The 18,916-nt window shown below is 49.9% G+C and carries 23 protein-coding genes; 12 read left to right on the forward strand and 11 right to left on the reverse strand.

Features of this window, described 5'->3' with window-relative positions:
• The first annotated feature begins 1 nt into the window (after position 1).
• From gspF to HYT76_04395, 10 genes are all read left to right on the forward strand, one after another.
• Entirely contained in the window at positions 2–1,234 is a 1,233-nt protein-coding gene (gene gspF, locus HYT76_04350) for a type II secretion system inner membrane protein GspF (protein MBI2082781.1), read from the forward strand.
• 26 nt (positions 1,235–1,260) lie between these two features.
• Positions 1,261–1,722, forward strand: coding sequence for a type II secretion system major pseudopilin GspG (gene gspG / locus HYT76_04355; GenBank protein ID MBI2082782.1), 462 nt, complete (start codon positions 1,261–1,263; stop codon positions 1,720–1,722).
• Entirely contained in the window at positions 1,676–2,350 is a 675-nt protein-coding gene (locus tag HYT76_04360) for a prepilin-type N-terminal cleavage/methylation domain-containing protein (GenBank protein MBI2082783.1), read from the forward strand. The genes gspG and HYT76_04360 overlap by 47 nt, the downstream gene beginning before the upstream one ends.
• Complete coding sequence (locus tag HYT76_04365) at positions 2,328–2,819, forward strand: type II secretion system protein (GenBank protein ID MBI2082784.1); 492 nt, start codon at positions 2,328–2,330, stop codon at positions 2,817–2,819. The genes HYT76_04360 and HYT76_04365 overlap by 23 nt, the downstream gene beginning before the upstream one ends.
• Positions 2,816–3,502 (forward strand): prepilin-type N-terminal cleavage/methylation domain-containing protein, encoded by a 687-nt coding sequence (locus tag HYT76_04370; protein MBI2082785.1) that lies wholly within the window; start codon positions 2,816–2,818, stop codon positions 3,500–3,502. The genes HYT76_04365 and HYT76_04370 overlap by 4 nt, the downstream gene beginning before the upstream one ends.
• A 34-nt stretch (positions 3,503–3,536) precedes the next feature.
• Complete coding sequence (locus HYT76_04375) at positions 3,537–4,859, forward strand: general secretion pathway protein GspK (protein MBI2082786.1); 1,323 nt, start codon at positions 3,537–3,539, stop codon at positions 4,857–4,859.
• A 16-nt stretch (positions 4,860–4,875) separates the two neighbouring features.
• The gene (gene pilM, locus HYT76_04380) at positions 4,876–6,513 is read left to right on the forward strand and encodes a pilus assembly protein PilM (GenBank protein ID MBI2082787.1); all 1,638 of its coding nucleotides are present in this window, start codon (positions 4,876–4,878) and stop codon (positions 6,511–6,513) included.
• Complete coding sequence (locus tag HYT76_04385) at positions 6,503–7,084, forward strand: type II secretion system protein M (GenBank protein ID MBI2082788.1); 582 nt, start codon at positions 6,503–6,505, stop codon at positions 7,082–7,084. The genes pilM and HYT76_04385 overlap by 11 nt, the downstream gene beginning before the upstream one ends.
• A 5-nt stretch (positions 7,085–7,089) precedes the next feature.
• The gene (gspN, locus tag HYT76_04390) at positions 7,090–7,983 is read left to right on the forward strand and encodes a type II secretion system protein GspN (protein MBI2082789.1); all 894 of its coding nucleotides are present in this window, start codon (positions 7,090–7,092) and stop codon (positions 7,981–7,983) included.
• A 420-nt stretch (positions 7,984–8,403) separates the two neighbouring features.
• Positions 8,404–9,663 carry a sigma 54-interacting transcriptional regulator gene (locus tag HYT76_04395; GenBank protein MBI2082790.1) on the forward strand — a complete coding sequence of 420 codons (1,260 nt, stop codon included), beginning with the start codon at positions 8,404–8,406 and terminating at the stop codon, positions 9,661–9,663.
• A 1-nt stretch (position 9,664) separates the two neighbouring features.
• On the opposite strand, the gene HYT76_04400 is transcribed toward HYT76_04395, so the two are convergent.
• Genes HYT76_04400 through HYT76_04450 form a run of 11 tightly spaced genes read right to left on the reverse strand, consistent with a single transcriptional unit; the run spans position 9,665 to position 16,758 of the window.
• On the reverse strand, positions 9,665–9,901 hold the full coding sequence (locus tag HYT76_04400) for a cold-shock protein (GenBank protein ID MBI2082791.1): 237 nt from the start codon (positions 9,899–9,901) through the stop codon (positions 9,665–9,667).
• Positions 9,902–9,956: 55 nt separating this feature from the next.
• Positions 9,957–10,223 carry a septum formation initiator family protein gene (locus HYT76_04405; GenBank protein MBI2082792.1) on the reverse strand — a complete coding sequence of 89 codons (267 nt, stop codon included), beginning with the start codon at positions 10,221–10,223 and terminating at the stop codon, positions 9,957–9,959.
• Complete coding sequence (ruvB, locus tag HYT76_04410; GenBank protein ID MBI2082793.1) at positions 10,223–11,251, reverse strand: Holliday junction branch migration DNA helicase RuvB; 1,029 nt, start codon at positions 11,249–11,251, stop codon at positions 10,223–10,225. Before ruvB ends, HYT76_04405 begins: the two co-directional genes overlap by 1 nt.
• Complete coding sequence (gene ruvA, locus HYT76_04415) at positions 11,248–11,853, reverse strand: Holliday junction branch migration protein RuvA (GenBank protein MBI2082794.1); 606 nt, start codon at positions 11,851–11,853, stop codon at positions 11,248–11,250. Before ruvA ends, ruvB begins: the two co-directional genes overlap by 4 nt.
• Positions 11,850–12,341, reverse strand: coding sequence for a crossover junction endodeoxyribonuclease RuvC (gene ruvC, locus HYT76_04420; GenBank protein MBI2082795.1), 492 nt, complete (start codon positions 12,339–12,341; stop codon positions 11,850–11,852). Before ruvC ends, ruvA begins: the two co-directional genes overlap by 4 nt.
• Before the next feature lie 3 nt (positions 12,342–12,344).
• Positions 12,345–13,103 (reverse strand): YebC/PmpR family DNA-binding transcriptional regulator, encoded by a 759-nt coding sequence (locus tag HYT76_04425; GenBank protein MBI2082796.1) that lies wholly within the window; start codon positions 13,101–13,103, stop codon positions 12,345–12,347.
• Between the two features lie 53 nt (positions 13,104–13,156).
• The gene (locus HYT76_04430; GenBank protein MBI2082797.1) at positions 13,157–13,567 is read right to left on the reverse strand and encodes a PIN domain-containing protein; all 411 of its coding nucleotides are present in this window, start codon (positions 13,565–13,567) and stop codon (positions 13,157–13,159) included.
• Positions 13,564–13,776, reverse strand: coding sequence for an AbrB/MazE/SpoVT family DNA-binding domain-containing protein (locus tag HYT76_04435; GenBank protein ID MBI2082798.1), 213 nt, complete (start codon positions 13,774–13,776; stop codon positions 13,564–13,566). The genes HYT76_04430 and HYT76_04435 overlap by 4 nt, the downstream gene beginning before the upstream one ends.
• 58 nt (positions 13,777–13,834) lie before the next feature.
• Positions 13,835–15,265, reverse strand: coding sequence for an RDD family protein (locus HYT76_04440; GenBank protein ID MBI2082799.1), 1,431 nt, complete (start codon positions 15,263–15,265; stop codon positions 13,835–13,837).
• Entirely contained in the window at positions 15,240–15,980 is a 741-nt protein-coding gene (locus HYT76_04445) for a hypothetical protein (GenBank protein ID MBI2082800.1), read from the reverse strand. Before HYT76_04445 ends, HYT76_04440 begins: the two co-directional genes overlap by 26 nt.
• Positions 15,961–16,758: a 16S rRNA (uracil(1498)-N(3))-methyltransferase gene (locus tag HYT76_04450; protein MBI2082801.1), complete on the reverse strand. Its 798-nt coding sequence runs from the start codon at positions 16,756–16,758 to the stop codon at positions 15,961–15,963. Before HYT76_04450 ends, HYT76_04445 begins: the two co-directional genes overlap by 20 nt.
• An 85-nt stretch (positions 16,759–16,843) precedes the next feature.
• Here HYT76_04450 and HYT76_04455 point away from each other — a divergent pair, with 85 nt between their 5' ends.
• Together HYT76_04455 and HYT76_04460 are read left to right on the forward strand one after the other, a co-directional pair.
• Positions 16,844–18,322, forward strand: coding sequence for a hypothetical protein (locus tag HYT76_04455; protein MBI2082802.1), 1,479 nt, complete (start codon positions 16,844–16,846; stop codon positions 18,320–18,322).
• Between the two features lie 15 nt (positions 18,323–18,337).
• On the forward strand, positions 18,338–18,724 hold the full coding sequence (locus tag HYT76_04460; protein ID MBI2082803.1) for a hypothetical protein: 387 nt from the start codon (positions 18,338–18,340) through the stop codon (positions 18,722–18,724).
• The last annotated feature ends 192 nt before the right edge of the window (positions 18,725–18,916 follow it).

An 18,916-nucleotide genomic window follows, 5' to 3' on the forward strand; every position in this document is an offset into this window, starting at 1 on the left:
AATGCCTGTTTATGCATACAAGGGGTTAAACACTCAGGGCAAGGCGGCTTCAGGCGTTATGGATGCCGAGTCCGAGAAGGCAGCACGACTGAAGCTCAGAAAGATCGGTGTTTATCCCACTCATATTGGATTGGAGGGGGCTCGCTCTTCAAAAGGTTTAAGCCTGGGTGGGGATGTCGATTTCGCAAAGTATTTTCAGAGAATCAAACTTCAGGATCTCGCGGCCCTGACCCGGCAGCTGTCAACCCTCGTCTCGGCGCATATCCCTTTGGTGGATGCCCTGGCCGCCTTGTCAGAACAGACGGCGAATCTGAAGCTCCGGGGAATCATGGGGTCGGTCAAGGAGGCAGTGGTTCAGGGCTCCAGACTCTCTGAGGCGTTAGGTCAACACCCGAAAGTTTTTTCCGGTCTTTTTATCCATATGATTGCGGCGGGTGAGGCCTCCGGGGCGCTTGAGGTTGTGCTGGAGAGGCTGGCCGATCTGATGGAGAGTCAGGCAAAATTGCGGGCGAAGATCCTTGGGGCCCTCATGTATCCTCTGATTATGGCGCTTGTTGGGACAGGACTCATGGCGTTCCTCATTGTTTATGTTGTCCCGAAGGTCACGAAGATCTTTGAGGATGTGAATGCAACGCTTCCCCTCCCGACACGCCTGTTGATCGGTCTCTCCCATCTGATCGGAAATTATTGGTACCTCCTGCTGATCCTGGCTGGCGGGATTTTCTACGGCTTGCGGCGTTTTCTCCGAACCCCGAAAGGCAAGGACCTGTACGATCGTCTTGTCTTGAAGCTGCCGATTTTCGGAAAACTGTTTCGGATGGTTGAGATCTCACGTTTCACGCGAACCCTGGCGACTCTTATGAGCAGTGGGGTAAATCTTCTGAATGGACTGGATATTGTGAAAAAAATTGTGCAAAATACGCTCCTTGTTCAAGCGATCGAGGAGACGCGGATTGCGGTCAGAGAGGGGGAACCGGTGGCAGAACCTCTGCGTCGAAGTGGTCAATTCCCCCCCATCGTGATTCACATGATCGCTGTTGGAGAAAAAACAGGGGAGCTTGAGGCGATGCTGAACCGCATCGCTCAAAATTTTGATCAACAGATTGATAATTTGGTCGGGACACTCACGACACTGCTGGAGCCTCTGATGATCCTGATTATGGGAGGAGCGGTGTCGTTTATTGTGATGTCGATATTGTTGCCGATTTTGCAATTGAATCAATTGGGAGCTTGAGTGGAGTCAAACAAAAAGGGGGAATCATGAAGAAAAAGATGCTGAGCGAGAAAGGGATGACCTTGATTGAAATCATGGTTGTCGTGACCATTCTGGGCATGATCGCGACAATCGTGACCGTCAACGTCTTGGGACGATTGGATCAGGCGAAGGTGACCGCGGCAAAGACGCAGATGAAAAGTCTCGAGACGGGACTTGATGAATTTCGTCGTGACAATGGATTTTACCCCTCAACAGAGCAGGGGATGAAGGCGCTTATTGAAAAACCGTCTGTCGGGAGGATCCCCAACTCTTATCCGCGTGATGGTTACCTGAAGGGGAACGCGGTTCCAAAGGATCCCTGGGGTTGTGATTTTATCTACTATAGTCCCGGTCTCCATGGAAACCGTTATGAAATGACTTCTCTGGGTGCTGACTGCCAGGAAGGGGGAGAGGATACGGATGAGGATATTAATTCCTGGGAGATTGGCGTCACTAAGGAAAAATAGCGGGATTACCCTGATCGAGCTTCTGGTGGCGCTCGCGATCGTCGGGGTGATCGTGGCGCTCGCGACCTCGGGCCTTCGGACTGCCCTGAATGTCGAACTCAAAAGCTCTGCACGTGAGCTCGGTTCCTTGATTCGCTACGTTCGATCCAAGGCGATTACCGAACATAAGTATCTGCGTCTTGCCCTCGATTTTGGTGAGTCGGAGTATTGGGTGGAGGTCAGTGCCGATCCTTTTGTGATCTCCAGTGAAGAAGACGATAGTAAGGAAAGTAAAGAGAAGAAGGGGAAGGGGAAGGGGAAAGAGGCAGAAGCGGTTCCGGAAGAAAACCCTGAAGAAGGGGTCCCTGAGGAGAAAAAAAAGTTCGAAGAGATCGAGGATGACACGCTCCTTCGTCGTCGGAAATTAGGGAGCGGTGTTTTTTTTAAGGATGTGACCGTCGGGTATTTGCCTGAAAAAAAGACAGAAGGGGTTCTCTATCTCTATTTTTTCCCTGACGGCTATGCGACGGAGGGGATGATCAATCTGCGTGACGAGGGGGACGAGGACCATTTTTCGGTGGAGGTGATGTCTCTGTCAGGGGGGGTCAATATTCAGGGGGAATATCGTGATCTCGAAAAAAAGGAATAAAGGTTTCACACTTCTGGAGGTGATGGTCTCCGTAGCGATACTCGCTGTTTCCCTGCTCGCCCTCATGAATCTCCAGAGCCAATCGATCCTCGCCTCCGCGAGGGCTGAAAGACTTCTGATTGCGACTCTTCTCGCGAAACAAAAGATGTCCGAGGTCCTTTTAGAAATCGAAAAGGGGATCCCGAAGGGGGAATTTCCTGACGAAAAAGAGGAGAAAGGGGTTTTTGAGGAGGAGAAGTATCCTGATTTTTTTTGGAAGTTGGCGGTCAAGAAGGTCGAGCTACCGACCCCTTCCCTTCCTGAGGGAGGAGAGACGGAGGTTTTAGGTCAGGCGATGCAGATGCTTTCGGAGGAACTCTCCAAGTCATCGAGGGAGATTCGAGTCGAGGTTGGTTGGATGGAATTTGAAGAGGAGGAGCCTGGGCTGACACTCATCACTCATGTCGTGAATCCCTTGGGGGCGAGATGAACCAACGAGGCTTTACTTTAATAGAAGTTTTAATTGCGATTACCTTGTTGGCAATTATTTCCTTGTTAGTCTGGCAGGCTGCCGGGACAACATTTGCCTCTAAAGAAAGATTCGACACCCGCTACGAAATCTTCCAGTCGGCGGGACTGAGTCTTCAGCAGATGACGAAAGAGCTCGAGTCCGCCTACCTTTATTCGACACCCGATTTTCTGGGCCGTTCCGGGGCAGGGGAACAGAGGGTCAAGACTGTCTTTATCGGATCTGATGAAGGGGATCAGGATAGCCTTACCTTCACAACGCTCACCCATGTCCGTTACCTGAAGGATTCGAAGGAGTCAGACCAGGCGGAGGTGAGTTATTTCCTGGAGCCGGACGAGGAGAGTGAGCAGGAGCTTTGGGTGTTGAAGAAAAGGGAGCAATCTCCTCCCGATGCCGATTCAAAAGAGGGAGGGAGGACCTCGATTCTTTTTAAAGGGATCTCCGAACTTAATTTTCGCTATTTTGATTCGGTGAAAGGGGAATTTGTCGAGAGCTGGGATTCGTCCAGTCTGGACAATATTAACAAGCTTCCGAGGGCGGTGGAGATCCTTCTGATTGTTCAGGATCCGATGGATGAAGAGGTCACGCATCGATTTTTAACAACGGCGTTCCTGGGAATGGCTCCGGGACCGAATGATTTCTGAAAGCCAGGACCCGCCCAATTGGGAGAAATTGAGTATGGGAAAATGGAAATCAGAATCCGGCGTTGCCTTGATGATTGTCTTGGCCTCTCTTTTGATTGTCTCGACTGTCGTCGTTGAATTCGCCTACAACGCCCATGTTGCCTATAGTGTCGCGACGACACTTCGCAATCGCATGAAGGCCTACTATCTCGCGCAATCAGCGATGAATCTAACCCGCCTCCAATTGTCGAAGGAACGCCAGATGCGTCAGCAGTTTGCGAGTCTTTTAAGCGAGATGTCAGGGACGGGAGTCAGCAACGATCCCTTCTGTAAAATGTTTCCCCTCTCCACGCAGATGATTCAGGGGATTGCGAGTGGCTCTGTCTCTCTGGGTGAGGAAGGGTTGACCCAAGGGGGCGAGGAAGAGACAGGGGGTGGAGAGCAGGAGGGGGGAGATCTTTTTAATCTGGGAGGGGATTTTGAAGGGAAGTGTGATACCGAAGAAGGGAAGATTAACCTCAATGCCTTCCGACCTTCTGCGAGGGGAGTTGGTGGAGTAGGCGTCTTACCCGGCGCCTTCGAAAACGAAGAAGGGGCTGTCAATCCCGCGGCCAGTCGTACGTATGAAAATCAAAAAAGCCTCCTCGTTTCGCTTCTGACCCAACCAGAATTTGAAAAGACCTCCGGGGGGAGTGTTGACAGTATGCGGAAGATCGCAACGGCGATTGCCGATTGGGTAGACTTGGATGACCGGATTAACGAAGCGGCCGGTCTTCAAGGGGGTTATGAAGATGCCGATTATTCAGATCTTCCCTACAAACCGAAAAATGGAAAATTTGCGACAAAGGCAGAGCTTCTTTTGATTCCCAATCTAGGGGATGAGCTCTTCCAGTTGATGGAGCCGAGTGTGACGGTGTACGGAGACGATAAAATTAATATCTGTCAATCCAGTGATGAGACGATTCGAGCCTTTTTACAAAACTATAGTCAGACGACACCCGGTGCCTTTCCGTTCAATCCCAACGACGAAACCCGTGTTGCCTCTTTGATCGATGCGATCCGTGAGGCCTGCTCACAACCAAATCCAAGGCCAGCACAGATCGCCCAGGTGATTACCTCTGCCCTTGGAGGCCAGGCAGGTACTGAACAGGCAGGTACTGGAGAAGAGGGAGGGGAGGTTACCGAAGGGAGGGCCAAGGGGCGACGTCCCAAGGGAGGGGGATCTGGGTTGGCCTCACAGATTCGGACGGAGAATCGCTTCTATTCTCTGGAGGCGACAGGAACCGTGGGGGAGATCGAGGTTCGGATTCGGTCGGTCCTGGATACGAACGGGACTAATCCTAACTTATGGAAAATACTTTATTATCGGGTCGAATAAAGGTAGTATAAAAACAATGTCACAGCGAATATTGGGCGTCGATGTTGGCAGCTACTCGATCAAGGTGGTCGAGATCCAGCGTTCCCTTCGTGAATTTGAGGTGGTTGGATTTTATGAGCAGCCGGTAACCTCTTCGACAGAGGGGGCAGAGGCTCAGGCGATCCAGCGTCTTTTCGAGGAGTACAATCTGAGCGGGGAGTTTATTTATTCAGCCCTCCCCGGCCATTTTACCGCCTTTCGATCAATTGACCTCCCCTTCAGCAATTTCAAGAAAATTGATTCGACGATTGAGTTTGAAATGGAGAACTATCTTCCGATTCCCTTGGAAGAGGCGGTTGTTGATTATAAGATCCTTTCCTCCGAAAAGACCCACTCCCGCGTGCTTGTCGCCTACTCGAGGAAGGGAGAGTTCATTAAATTTTTAAATCGGTTTGGTGGGGCAGAGCTCGATCCTCGGTTTGTCGGATCCGAGTTGGTCGAAATGACGAACCTTGTCAAACTCGGGGTCGCTGTGCCCGAAGGGGCTTATGCCATTGTGGATCTCGGACATCTGAAAACCAATATTTGTATCTTTCTGGGGGGTGAATTGCGTTCGGCACGGACGATTATGACAGGAGGACGTGACCTGACCCACACGATTGCCCAGAGCCTCAAGATTTCGGAGGCAGAGGCTGAAAAGATCAAGGTCGAAATGGGACAGGTTGGAGAGAGCGCCGAAATTGTCGATCCGATGGTCCAACAGGTTGCTGAAGCGATCAAGAAACCGTTGAGCGAGCTTCTTGTTCAGCTTCGACAGACCTTTGTCGGGTTTCAGGAAGAAACAGGGGAGGTGGTTTCAGCGCTTCTGCTGACCGGTGGCACCTCTCGGCTGAACGGAATTGATCAATTTGTCTCAAAAACTCTGAGGAAAAATGTCAGTTTTCTGGACTGTCTGGAAATCCCCGCCAACCGCTTGCATGATTCTGCCTGGGCGCGACCGATTATCGCACCTGCCTTGTCACTCGCTTATCGCGGGGTGATCGGAGGGGGAACGAGGGATCTGCAGTTTCGTCGCGGTGAATTTGCCTATCGGGGCGAGATTCGTGATTTGGTCGGATTGGTCAGGAGTGTTGCGATCCAGATTGGAATTATCAGCTTTTTTGTCTTGGGGACTTTTCTGATCAGTTATTTCAGTCTTCGGGATCGTCTCAAGGATCAGCAAGAACAACTCGCCTCCATGGCGGCCGAAACGCTTCCGGAACTTCCCAAAAAAAGTCTCTCCCAGCCAAAGAATGTCCTTTCCATCTTGAGTGGTCGTATCGGTGAATCTACGGAGAAGAGGCGGAAGCTTCAGGAAGAGACCGCCCTTTCTGTTCTGGAAATTCTGAAGGGGGTTTCGAAGGCACTCCCAAATCGCGAGACGATTCAGATCGATGTGGATCAATTTACCCTTACCGCAGGAAAAATTCGACTTACGGGTCAAACCAATTCCTTCGAGGCGGTGGATCAGATCAAGACAGCCTTGGCGAGTTCACCACAATTTCAAAATGTCGCGACGACTAATGTTCGAAAGGGTGTTGGAGATCAGGTCAAATTCGACATCTCATTTGATGTGAAACTGGGTGAGGGAGGAGAGGCGGAGGTGGTGAAAGGAGGGGACGAAGGTGGCGCTTAAAATGAAAGATTCCCCCTTCCAGAGGTTTTCTGTTGAGAACCTCTATCATGCCTTTAGTGGGCTTGCCCCTCGGGAAAAATGGATCGCCCTCGGTGCGATGGCCCTTGTGGTTGTTTTGTTGCTTTTTCTGCCGATGTCTCTTGTTTCAGGAAAACTTCGGTCGATGCAGCATAACATTGCTGAAGCCCAGAAGGGATTTTTGGAGGTTCAGAAAAAAATTCAAGAGTATCAGTTATCCCAAAAAGAGATTCAAACGATAGAGAAAGGTTTGGGGCAGGGGGGTTCAGTCACCGGTCGGGTCGAAAATGCCGCGAACAAGGTCGGCATTTCGGTCAAGCAGCTGACGGAAAAACCGCCTCAAGACACTGATTTTCTCGAGATTCACTCGGTGGAGGTTCAATTGGTCGGCACAACACTGAAACAGCTGATGGATTTTCTTTTTGAGATTGAACGCGATCCGAATCAGATCATGCGAGTGCGGCGTATCCAAATCAAGACAAAGTATGCGAATCGACAACTGCTCGATGCCTCTTGTGAGATCGCGACATTTTCCATGAGGAAGGAGACTTGAGAGAAATGTCACTCACGATTCGACTGGTTCTTTATCCGATCTTTGCGTTGTTTTGCCTCATCATTTTTTCCTTCCTGCTATTTCCTTTTGAGGCGTTAACCGGTCGGATTCAGAGTGAGATCGGGAAGACTTTTGGAGATAAATATGACGTCGCGATTGAGAAGGTTTCTCCTGCCCTTTTCACCGGCCTTGTCTTGAAAAAAGTGAAACTTCAGGAAAGAGGCAAGGAGAAGAGTGTTTTGCTGGATCGTGCGAAGGTTAAAATCGGTCTCTTCCCTCTCCTCTGGGGAACGAAGTCTCTTACGGTCGATCTTCGGGCAGGCAAAGGACGTGTAGAGGGCTCGGTCAAGCTCGATCAGGAATTGACGCGTCTTGATCTGGAGGTGGATGAGTGGGACGTTTCTCTCAGTCGGCTTTTCTTGCCGGAGACAGTTCCTTTTGTGGGGAGTCTCAATGGAGAGATTATTTTAGATTTGTATTCAGCCGATCCACTTCGAAACTCCGGTCATATTGAACTCGAGGTGCAGGAGTTGGGTCTTGCCGAAGGGGCAGGGGCTGCCGGATTGGCATTACCTGCCCTGAATCTTGCCAAACAGGGTGGAGAGAATTCTCGTATCGATATTGATGTTGTTCGCGGGAATTGGGAGCTCAAGACCCTCAAACTGATCGGGAGTGACATCAATTTCGAGGCGACCGGCAAGGTCTACGCCGCGAAGCAGGTCAAAAATTACCGTTTGAACCTTCAGGGAAATTTCGTGCCACAGACAGGGAGCGAAGAGAAAATGCCGTTCTTGGGCCTCATTGAGGCCCAAAAGCAGGAGGGGAAGTTCCCGTTTGCGATCAGTGGCCGTCTCACAAAACCATCCATCCGGATCGGGACTTTCAAGTTGCCGATTTAACCCGTCTGATTTTCGGACGGACCGTCCGAAAATCGGACGCTAGAGAATATTCATACTCAATTTATCTTGCCATCATGTTGGCACGCTTCTTGTATGGTGTGGATCTATATATGTTCTCATCTAAGAGAAAAGAGGCCCTCGGCAAGTTTCTGAATAATTTTGTCTTACTGTATCTTGGCGCTGGAGTTGCGTCTAAATTTTTTTCTGGTGAAAATCTGAATATCCGGAGACTGGTTTTCACTTTACTTATTGCCTTTGTCTTCCTTACAATGGGGGTGTTTTTGCATCCCAAGGAGTGAAAAATGATGTATGCTCTTGGAATATTTGGCCTTGTTGTTTGCATAGGGGCATTAATTTTAATAAAACTTGATTCTCGAAAGTCTCAAAAGAAGGTCTAATTTTTTCTTGTAAGAATCTTTTATGCCCGAACTTATTTTTTATCGAGATCATCAGGAGGTCATCCGCTACCCATTTAACAGCCTCATCAAGCTGGGGAGACATCCTGATAATGATCTGAATCTTCCCCACGAGTCTGTCTCGCGTTTTCATTGTACCCTTGAACCGAAGGAGGGTGGTTTTCATCTGAATGACCTCAGTCGAAACGGGACATTTCTGAACGGGCGTCGAGTCAAAAATGCCGCACTGAAAGATCGTGACGAAATGGAGATCGGTCCCTGGCGGATCCGTTTTTTGCTTCAGGAGGAATGGGCGGATCGGGAGACCGCCGTTGAAAAGAGAGGCAACCTTCCCGAAACCTTTTGTGGATTAGTCGGAAAGAGTCAGAAGATGAAAGAGGTTTATGAATGGCTCCGAAAGGCGGCCCCCCTTTCGGCGCCGGTGCTTATTTCGGGGGAGACCGGGACGGGAAAGGAACTTGTTGCGCACGCCTTACATGAGCTTTCGGAACGGGTTCGTGGACCTTTTGTCGCCCTGAATTGCGGTGCGATCTCTCCTCAACTGATTGAGAGTGAACTTTTCGGGCATGAGGCAGGTGCCTTTACGGGGGCCTCTGGTCGTCATGCCGGCGCCTTCGAACAGGCGGCAAGGGGGACACTTTTTTTGGATGAAGTCGGGGAGTTTCCACTTGATCTCCAACCAAAACTTTTGCGCGTGCTCGAGGATCAGAGATTTCGAAGGATTGGTGGCAGAGAGGAGTTCAAGACCGATGCGCGTATTATTGCCGCGACCAACCGTAATCTACAAGAGGAGGTCAGGAAAGGGAAATTTCGCGAGGATCTCTTTTATCGTCTCTTTGGATTACCGGTCATGATTCCCCCTCTTCGTGAAAGAAGAGAGGATATTCCCCAACTCGTTTCCTATTTTCTTTATCAATGTCGCTCCCCACAGAAAAAATCGGTGACTGCGGAGGCAATGGAGCTTCTGCAAGGACATTCTTGGCGGGGGAATATTCGGGAATTGAAAAATACGATCATGCGCGCGTTGTTTCTTTCAGCAGATTCTTTGATTCATCCAAAGGATATTCAATTTGCAACCTCTGAAGGAGCTGAAGCAAAAGGGGAGGAAGGGCCAAGATCTCTGGCAACGCAGGAAAAAGAGTCGATCTTGCTGGCGCTCGAGAAGCATCGCTGGAATAAAGAAAGAACGGCCAAGTCTCTTGGAATCGCGAAGTCAACCCTCTACGACAAGATCAAACAGTACAGTTTGGAGAAGAAAGTTTGATTTAAGCCTGGACAGAAGAGGCGGCGTCCTTTTCGACGTTTGTTGCCTGAGGTCCACGGGCTCCCTGAATAACATCAAAAACGACCTCCTGCCCCTCTCTTAAGGATTTGTAACCCTCACCCTGAATCGCTGAATAATGCACGAAGACATCCTGACCATTTTCCTGTTCGATGAATCCGTACCCTTTTGAGTCATTGAACCATTTAACGCGGCCACGTCCTTTTTGATCTGAACTCATTGAATACCTCCTCGTGGTTTGAGATTTTCGGCCTATTATACGCAAGGTAAATCTGTCAAGGAGAATTGCCGGGGATTTCCAAAAGGGTTTCCCCTTCTCGGAGATACCCCCATTGCTCGCGGATCAGGCGTTCGAGGTAATCAGCCTCCTGGAGATTTTCGATTTCTTTGATCAGCGATTCATTTTCTTTCTGGAGAAGATGGTTTTCGTTTTTCATTTTTTGAGCGATTTTTTTGAGTTGATAGAGCCGGTACGCCCCCCGTTCACCAATGACAGTCAGGGCAATGAGAAAACAGGCGAGAAGGACCAGTTTCCAACGCATCAGAATTTAAGCGCTCCTTGGAGGTTCTTGCCGGGATGCGGGCGCCCCAGGTGTTCGTAAGCCAGCGGTGTCGCGACACGACCCCGTGGAGTTCTGTTGAGATACCCACTCTGGATCAGAAAAGGCTCGTAGACATCCTCGATCGTTTCTCTCTCTTCACTGATCGCCGAAGAGAGTGTCTCTACACCGACCGGCCCCCCATCAAATTTATCGATCAATGTCGTCAGGATCTTTCTGTCCATCGTATCGAACCCCTTTTCATCCACTTCAAAAAGTTCGAGCGCCTCCTGAGCCGACTTCAATGTGATCTCCCCGCTACCCCGGACCTCGGCATAATCACGAATTCTTCGCAAAAGTCTGTTGGTAATGCGCGGTGTCCCCCGTGAACGCCCCGCAATTTCCGTTGAGGCTGGAGGATGAAGGGTAACTTTTAGAATTTTAGCGGAACGGATGCAGATTTTGGCAAGCTGTTCGGGGTTATAGAAATCAAGACGGCAGGTGATGCCAAATCGGTCACGCAAAGGAGAGGTCAGAAGACCGGCCCGCGTCGTGGCGCCAATCAGTGTAAATTTAGGGAGATCGAGTTTGATTATTTTTGCAGAGGGTCCCTGCCCAACAAGGATATCCAGCTTGTAATCCTCCATGGCGGGGTAGAGGATCTCCTCCACGACATTATTCAATCGATGGATTTCGTCGATAAACAGGACATCGTGGGCCTCGAGATTGGTGAGGATCGCTGCGAGGTCTCCCGGTCGTTCGATAACAGGTCCCGAGGTCGCCTTGATATTAACCCCTAACTCTTTTGCGATGACATGGGCGAGTGATGTCTTGCCGAGACCTGGCGGACCATAGAAGAGTGAATGATCCATCGCCTCTTTTCTTTTTAGGGCTGCCTCGATGAAGATCGAGAGATTCTCCTTGATCTTGTCTTGACCAATATATTCGGAAAGGCTTTGAGGTCGGAGGGTTTCCTCGAGTTGCTTTTCTCCCTCCAGAAGGGTTGGTGTGAGTCCTCTATCGGTCGTCATAAATGTTTTTCACTGAGTAGCTTCAATGCCGCCTTGACATTTTGTTGTAAAGAAATCCCCTCCGCCAACGTTATCCTGGAAACCGCCTGTTCCGCATGGAAGCGATTATAACCGAGATTCATCAATGCCGATAAAATATCATCATACATCTGCCGTTTGCCATCTTTTTTCCTCTCGGTCGCCAGGAGAGCCCCACCGATCTCGGTCAGTTTGTCTTTGAGTTCGACAATCATCCTTTCCGCTGTCTTCTTCCCGATCCCTGGAATTGAGGTCAGTCTCACGAGATCTTCGGAGTGGAGGGCAGAGGTGAGATCTTGGGTCGAAATTCCGGAGAGAATTGTGAGAGCGAGCTTGGGTCCGATCCCTGAAACAGAGATCAATTTCTGAAAAAAAACTTTTTCAAGCTCTTTTGCAAAGCCGTAGAGGGAAATCTCATCTTCACGAACATGGGTATAGATCGGGAGAGAGACCTCCTGACCGGCAAGAGGGAGTTGAGAAAATGTTTCTTTCGAGACAAAGACGCGATAGCCGACCCCGCCGACATCAATAATGATTTCAGAGAGATTTTTTTGCTTTAACCGGCCTGTCAGGGAAGCGATCATACCTTTTCGAGCAACTCCTTCATTTTTGAAGACTGCAGATGACAGAGCGCGACCGCCAGGGCATCGGAGGCATCTTCTGTGGCAACCTCTGGCAGATTTAAAAGTTGACGAACCATCTTCTGAATCTGGTCTTTGGTCGCCTGACCATATCCGGTGATCGCCTGTTTCACCTCGCGTGTCGAGTATTCATAGACCTTGAGTTCATGTTCCGCTGCGGCGAGCAGCGCGACGCCACGGCTTTCGCCCAGTTTCAGGGCGCTCATCGGATTTTTGGCGAAGAAAACCTCTTCAATCGCCATCACGTCTGGTTTCAGCTCTCGAATAATCTGTCGTATCCTGGAAAAAATATCCTGCAATCGCTTTGCGAATGGGGAAGAAGGAGAGACCCTGACAAGCCCATTATCAACATGCCGAAACCGCGCCCCATCTTTCTCAACGATTCCATATCCTGTGATAGTTGACCCCGGATCGATTCCCAAGACTCTCATATTTTAGGCGACCAGCCGACTAATTCTCTCCATCTCTTCCTTTGGAATATCGAAGTTCGAGTAGACGTTCTGGACATCGTCATGGTCCTCGAGCGCCTCGACCAGGTGGAGCATCTTTTCCGCATTGCTTCCTGTAAGTTGAACGGTATTTTCCGGGACCATCGTAATCTCGGCGTTGGTAAACTTGAGTCCTTTCGAGAGGAGGCCCTTCTTGACCTCTTCAAAATTTTCGGCAGCAGTCAAGACATCCCACACATCCTCTTCATCTTTTATATCTTCCGCCCCGGCATCGAGGGCGATCTCCATGAGTTGGTCTTCTTGAACGGACCCCTTGTCGCACTGGATGACCCCCTTTTTCTTGAAAATCCACCCGACACACCCGGCCTCACCCAAATTTCCGCCGTTCTTACTCAGGATGTTGCGGATCTCTGAAATCGTTCGGTTTCGATTGTCCGTCATGATCTCCAGAATAATCGCGGCGCCACCGGGGCCGTACCCTTCATAGACATGCTCTTCAATAGCGGCCCCTTCCAGTTCACCGGTTCCTTTTTTAATAGCGCGTGCGATGTTGTCCTGGGGCATGTTCGCCTGCTTGGCCTTGTCGATGACGGTTCGGAGGCGAGGGTTACCGCTGGGATCTCCACCCCCCTGACGGGCCGCAACGGTGATTTCACGAATGAACTTAGTGAAAACCTTGCCGCGCTTCGCATCTTCCGCGCCCTTTTTCCTCTTAATTGTTGCCCACTTGGAGTGACCTGACATATTGATTCATTGGTAACATACGTTTTTTTGGAAAGCAATAAACGAATCCCACATTATTCTGTCGGATTAATGATTTTCAAATTTCCAAAATAGTTTCGATAAAATCCACGATCTCGGGTCAGCAAGGTATCGGCTTGATATTGGGCGTGAGCCCCCACGAGAAAATCGGCAAGGACTCGTCCTGAACTTCCTTTCCTCTTTTTACGATAGCTGGACCAGATATGTCCTGCTTCAAAAAGTGTTTTAGGGGAAGAGGGGACAAGACGAACTTTCATGGTTTCAAGTGTATCTTCCAGGAATGACTGAAGGCCAAAGTAGGCGGCGAGTTCCGCATAGACGATCTCGGAGATGATGAGGGATCCTTGGGTGAATTGGTTTTCTAAGGCTTGTTTAGAGTTGAGACCAAATTCTGGATCCGGCAGAAAAATATCAAAAAGTATATTGGAGTCTACGGCGGTGATCATCGACCTCTGAGCTCCTCCACAACATCATCGGATCTTTCTTTTGATTTGAGAATACCATAAACCTTATCGATAGGAGAGGAGGTGCCTTTCTTGATCAGCTTAACGATTCCCTCCTCGTCGATAAAATCAACCTCCACTCCCTCGTCGAGTCCGTATTTATCCCGAATCTCTTTGGGGATCGTGACCTGGCCTTTTGTCGTAATATTCATAGTAATACCTATTATGTAATACAGTAATACTTTTTAAGGTATCCGTCAAGGGCCTTACTCAATACACCTCAAACTGCGCGGATCGGGTAGCTTTGGTTTTCGCAAACCGATCTCGAATCGTGATCTCGAGTTCGTAGCGTCCGGGCAATGATTCGGCATGAAGTGCAAAGCGACTCACGAGGTTCGCATAGTTTTTGCCACGGAGTTGGAGGCTGCTGTTGATGACATTGGGCCGATCCAGAACGATGTGACGCTTGGGATCTCGCACCTTGAGATCCGCCTGGACCCAGATCCGGTCACTCTGAATGAAAAAGCCCGAGGCCCGTATCTGGACGAAGATCATAGCTCCACGACCAAAACGCCCTTCTTGATTTGGACGCACCTCATCAAATCCGAAATGAAGTTCTTCGATATGGACCGAGTCGTAGAAGTATCTTTGCAGAGGTTTTGGGATCGGTTCGATCAGATAATTTCCGAACTCAAGTCGCAGATCTTCTTTCAGAAAATTGTGGGGTTGCAGAAAATCGAGAGTGCCGATCGCTACTGACAAGAGGATCATGTAGGGAAGAACGAGCCACGAGCGGAGCGTTCGTTTGGCCCGGATGATCCGTGTTCCGGAGGCGATATCGCCGGGTCGCTGTTTGCGTGAGGAAAGCAGGGCGCAGAGATAACCGACAGGGTTCGTATCCGTGATCCGAAAGAGGTTACGCACAACGACCATCGCAAATGAGGGGCGAGAGCCATCTTCATGGATCACCTTCAGTCCAAAGATTGTTTTTCCCACCGTGGAGTGAAAAAGGCCTTCGGCGAGAGAGAGATAAAGGAGCAGGATCAAAGGAGTCAGGTTCAAGAGGACAACTGAGAGGAATGGATGATTGATCGGGATGAGCAAGAGATATCCATAGTAAAAGGCGATTAAAAAAATCAGATCGATCAAAAAGGCGATCGTTCGAACCGTCGCCCCTCCGGAGGTGATCTCATCCATTCGGAGATTCTCCTGGGATGGAAATTTTCTGAGGACGACTGTTCTTCCGACAACATCCCCCAACCGCCGACATTTCTTGCTAAACTCCATCATGCCGACGCCGGTCAGGAAAAACAGCGGGTAGTCAACAAACCGAAAGAGGTTTCGGAGGAAGATCCCCAGTAGCGAAGGGAGGCCTCCTCCTTTTTTATGGACAATCAATCCCCCCAAAAATTTGCCCGGAGTCGCAGTGAAAGCCCCTTCAAAAAAAAGATGATAGAGAAAATAGAGGGCGAGGGAGCTTGTGATAAAGAGGGTTCGGTAATTTCCCTCAAAATGAAAAGGGGGCTCTTTGAGCAGATAACTGAAGAGAAACCCCCAGCCACCGATCAAGTAGAGATTGATGATCAGATCGACACAAAAACTGGCGAAGCGTTCCTGGAGTGTCGCGATACGGTAAAGCCGGTGAGAAGGTTCCTCGACCTTTGCTTGAGATGTATCAAGAACTGTCTCGCTGACTTCCATGGGTTAATAATAAATCCGGTTTGTCGGTGAAAATCCCATCAACCCCCCATCTTACGAACTCCATCATAGCATGTAAGTCATTGACATTCCAAGAAAAAATCTTCTGGCCTTTTTGATGGGCCTTTTTAACGAACTCTTCGGTGATCATAGGGGTCGATGGGTTTAAGGAGAACGGTTTGATGAATGAGGAAATCAGGGGTCGATATCGTGTTTGAAAATATTTCTCACAGACGAGGTAGCCTCGTTTCAAGGTTGGGGCGATCTTTTTCAATCGGATGAGGGGGAGGGGATGGAAAGAGGAGATCAGGATGCTCTCGTGTAACTGGAATCTTTGGAGCTCATCGAGCAATTTAAGTTCAACGGTTTTTGAAAGCAGACGGACCGTCTTGATCTCGAGGTTCAAAAGAATTTTATCTCCAACCAGGTCCAGCAACTCAGAGAGCGTCGGGATCTTGTATCTTCCTTTGAGTCGGACGCCCCTTATTTCTGAAAGGGGCATTTTCTCAATTTGCTGAGGCATTTCAGCGAGGCGGAGCAGGTCGGCATCGTGATAAACAACGAGCTCTTCATCGGCAGTAAGGCGCAGGTCGACCTCGACACCATCCGCATGGAGTCGGATCGCCTCATCGACCGCCTCGAGTGTGTTTTCGAGGTGATTCTTCGTGAATCCCCGATGCGCGAGGATCAGAGGTCTTTTAGATATTTCCCAGTTCATGTTGGATCAGTGTTAAAGCCGCGACCGCGGCGGTTTCAGCGCGAAGGGTTAATGAACCGAGCGAGGCGATCTCACACCCTGCCTGTCTTGCCAGTTCTATTTCCTTCTCTGAGAAACCCCCTTCGGGACCGATGAAACAGAACACCTTGGGCTGTTGATTTTGGTCCAGATTGGGCGGGTCCTGTCTCGGGTTCCGCCCACCCGTCCTCACCCGTTGCGGGCGGGCGGGCGCCCGACCCTCGCCACCCGCCTCAGACAAACCAAAATCAACAGTCTCTTGGTGAAACAGGATTTTAATCGGGTTCTCTTCCGATCGATTCATTAATTCAGAAAAACGTACAGCGGAAGAAATCATCATCGGCGTCACCCGTCCACACTGCTTCACCGCCTCATCGGCAATTTTTTGCCATCTCAAAAGAACCGCCTCGTTTTTTCCGGTCGGGATCGTTCGTTCGGAGTAGAAGGGGATAAAATGTGCCGCGCCGAGTTCCGTCGCCTTCTGGATCACCCATTCCATCTTGTCCTTCTTCAGCATCGCCTGACAGAGGGTGACTTCGCCTTTGATAACGGGAGAAGAAATCTCTTCAAGAAGATGGACAGTCACCCTGTTTTTTTTCGCTGAGACGATCTCTCCGGCAAACCGTTTTTTACCGTCAAAAAGGCTTAGCTTTTCACCTCTCACCATCCGGAGGACGGTTGAGAGATGTTTTGAGTCATCGGGATCCAACGTGACGATCTCTCCGACCTTTTTCCCTGATGGGATCGGGAATTGGGGCATTGATCTATCAATATAAATTGTATCGATTTTTAGCAACCATTGTCATGATTCGGCGAACTGAAGGGCACATTTAGGAGGGGAGCATATGTCAACAGCAAAAGCGGTTTTGGCGGCAGGGATGGGGATCAGTGTGGTTCACCTGATCGAGTCGGCCTATGATCTTGGGGCGTCGAAATCTCCCGCCGATAAACCGGCTGTTTCGATTGATGCGGGGTTGGGGGCAACTGCCTCCGTTTTCTCGATCATTCAGACCTCAGCGATTTTTTACGGGAAATTTCGTGTTGCCCAAACCGTTTCAGTATTTTCTCTTTTTTTCGCGGCGAGTCAGCTCCTGATCGGCGGGATCGCCTACTCCGAAAAAGAGCCGGGTCATAACGGAACGGACCTCCTGCTTGCCGGTCTCCAGGTCGCCGTTGCTGTCTCCGGTTTCTCGTACGCCCGTTTTTCACTCCCCGCCTTGGTGGCGATGGCCAAAGGAGGTGACGATCAGGCGCTGACGAAGCTCTACATGAGATGGTATGGGAAGAAAGATCAGAAGGCAGCGGAGGCGCTCTCCCGAATCGCCGTTGCGAACCCCTATCGTTTTGCGGCGAACCATTCGGCTGTCCTTTTTTCTAACACGGTTGATAACGGCTCGGCCCGGATTGTCCTTAATAAGCTTCTTAATAGTCATCCCGGACAGCATATTATTTCTGCCCCTCTGCTCGGAGTTGCGATTGAAAGCCGTCCAGCCCTCTTTAATGCCTCGGATATCCCCAACCTTCTGGGCCAACTCAGGAGGTCCGACAGAGGCCCCGAATTTCTCGACAGACTGATCACGAGTCGTCCTGACCTTGGAAGAGAAGTTTTGAATAAGTCAGGATTGGTTTTTAGGAGGGATGATTGGGAAAAATTTGGAGACTCCCTCCGGAGGATTTGGGTGAGAAACCTTGAAGAGGAAAACCGAAGAACGCTTCTTGTTTCATGGAAAGATCGACTGTTAAATCAGGCATCTAATCAATGTATAGATCCAGTGCTCCTTGTACCGGTGTATCATGTTAATTCACGTTCCGCCCGAGAGATCTGGAAGGTCGTTGACCGTGGGGGTTACGACCGTTTTCTCGATGAGTTTATTCGGACGAAGGATTATTATAGTGAGAAAGTCGCTGAGACGCCGCTTCTGGAAGATGTGGTGCTCTATTTTCAATCAGTGCCGGGTGGGTTCGGGGGGGTACAAAGGATTGGATTGAAGGTTTGTGACCGTTCGGATGTCGATATCTCTGTCTTTGACTTCCTTTGGTCTAATCCTGACCAGAAGGGCTTACGCGAGCGTGTCTTGAAACTATTCGCCGATCGGGCGAGCGAACCGCATATCATGCAGGCTGAGGCGCCTATTATGAGTGTTACGGTCGGTGAAGTGCGGCAGATGTTTGGAACTCAGGTCTTGCGCGGCTGGTTTGATTCAGGAGACGTTTTGATTCAGCAGAATCTCCCCGCCTTGATGGCTGTCTTAAAAGAACCGGGATATGCCGGAAACCCGGTTTTGAGGGCGATTGCCAGACTTCATCGTCTTGGAGTTTCGTAAAAAAGGAGAAATAAAATGGGCACTACAGCATCTGTTTCACCTAATGTTTGTCCCCCGCTTTGTAACACACCAACTCGCGGGATATCCATGGTTGGTGCCGTAGCGGCAATAGGCGGTGCCGTCGTTACGTGTGCGGCCGGCCTGACTTGTGGTTCAATAACTTCTCGACTTGCTCGAGAGGCCCGCCAGACAAGAGGTTCCCTGCGCAGAGGTCCTTTAGGTACAAAGGCGGCCTATTTTGCCGCAATTCGCCAAAACGAGAAAGGCTGGAATCGGGTAGCCTTTGTTGGCTTGGGTCTTATCGCAGTCGGGGCGCTTCTCTTCTTCAGAGGGATTAGCCAGGACTATCAAAATCTTATCCGAGAGACCGGCTGCCAGTTGCCGGAACGGCAGCCACTGTAGGCCAACATAAAAGTCGACAGTCGATTTTCAGGCAAAAGTTGACAGTCGACTTTATTGCGGATGTTTGAGTTTTTATCCACCTCCCCAATTCCTGTACCCTGCCAGCGTACGAAAAGATGATCTTCACCAGTCCTTTTTCGCAACAATAGTCACGAAGTCGGCGAATTTAAAGCCACGTAAAAGTCGACTGTC

This window comes from Deltaproteobacteria bacterium (assembly GCA_016180845.1).
In the GTDB taxonomy this organism is placed as follows: Bacteria; UBA10199; UBA10199; order JACPAL01; family JACPAL01; genus JACPAK01.

What these genes read in the sequence shown, in the direction of transcription:
- HYT76_04425 (MBI2082796.1), bottom strand. Translation starts at nt 13,103, where the DNA reads ATGTCAGGTCACTCCAAGTGGGCAACAATTAAGAGGAAAAAGGGCGCG.
- pilM (MBI2082787.1), top strand. Translation starts at nt 4,876, where the DNA reads ATGTCACAGCGAATATTGGGCGTCGATGTTGGCAGCTACTCGATCAAG.
- HYT76_04445 (MBI2082800.1), bottom strand. Translation starts at nt 15,980, where the DNA reads ATGAACTGGGAAATATCTAAAAGACCTCTGATCCTCGCGCATCGGGGA.
- HYT76_04375 (MBI2082786.1), top strand. Translation starts at nt 3,537, where the DNA reads ATGGGAAAATGGAAATCAGAATCCGGCGTTGCCTTGATGATTGTCTTG.
- HYT76_04450 (MBI2082801.1), bottom strand. Translation starts at nt 16,758, where the DNA reads ATGCCCCAATTCCCGATCCCATCAGGGAAAAAGGTCGGAGAGATCGTC.
- HYT76_04455 (MBI2082802.1), top strand. Translation starts at nt 16,844, where the DNA reads ATGTCAACAGCAAAAGCGGTTTTGGCGGCAGGGATGGGGATCAGTGTG.
- HYT76_04360 (MBI2082783.1), top strand. Translation starts at nt 1,676, where the DNA reads ATGAGGATATTAATTCCTGGGAGATTGGCGTCACTAAGGAAAAATAGC.
- HYT76_04460 (MBI2082803.1), top strand. Translation starts at nt 18,338, where the DNA reads ATGGGCACTACAGCATCTGTTTCACCTAATGTTTGTCCCCCGCTTTGT.
- HYT76_04405 (MBI2082792.1), bottom strand. Translation starts at nt 10,223, where the DNA reads ATGCGTTGGAAACTGGTCCTTCTCGCCTGTTTTCTCATTGCCCTGACT.
- HYT76_04440 (MBI2082799.1), bottom strand. Translation starts at nt 15,265, where the DNA reads ATGGAAGTCAGCGAGACAGTTCTTGATACATCTCAAGCAAAGGTCGAG.
- HYT76_04400 (MBI2082791.1), bottom strand. Translation starts at nt 9,901, where the DNA reads ATGAGTTCAGATCAAAAAGGACGTGGCCGCGTTAAATGGTTCAATGAC.
- HYT76_04395 (MBI2082790.1), top strand. Translation starts at nt 8,404, where the DNA reads ATGCCCGAACTTATTTTTTATCGAGATCATCAGGAGGTCATCCGCTAC.
- HYT76_04435 (MBI2082798.1), bottom strand. Translation starts at nt 13,776, where the DNA reads ATGAATATTACGACAAAAGGCCAGGTCACGATCCCCAAAGAGATTCGG.
- gspN (MBI2082789.1), top strand. Translation starts at nt 7,090, where the DNA reads ATGTCACTCACGATTCGACTGGTTCTTTATCCGATCTTTGCGTTGTTT.
- ruvC (MBI2082795.1), bottom strand. Translation starts at nt 12,341, where the DNA reads ATGAGAGTCTTGGGAATCGATCCGGGGTCAACTATCACAGGATATGGA.
- gspF (MBI2082781.1), top strand. Translation starts at nt 2, where the DNA reads ATGCCTGTTTATGCATACAAGGGGTTAAACACTCAGGGCAAGGCGGCT.
- HYT76_04370 (MBI2082785.1), top strand. Translation starts at nt 2,816, where the DNA reads ATGAACCAACGAGGCTTTACTTTAATAGAAGTTTTAATTGCGATTACC.
- ruvA (MBI2082794.1), bottom strand. Translation starts at nt 11,853, where the DNA reads ATGATCGCTTCCCTGACAGGCCGGTTAAAGCAAAAAAATCTCTCTGAA.
- gspG (MBI2082782.1), top strand. Translation starts at nt 1,261, where the DNA reads ATGAAGAAAAAGATGCTGAGCGAGAAAGGGATGACCTTGATTGAAATC.
- ruvB (MBI2082793.1), bottom strand. Translation starts at nt 11,251, where the DNA reads ATGACGACCGATAGAGGACTCACACCAACCCTTCTGGAGGGAGAAAAG.
- HYT76_04430 (MBI2082797.1), bottom strand. Translation starts at nt 13,567, where the DNA reads ATGATCACCGCCGTAGACTCCAATATACTTTTTGATATTTTTCTGCCG.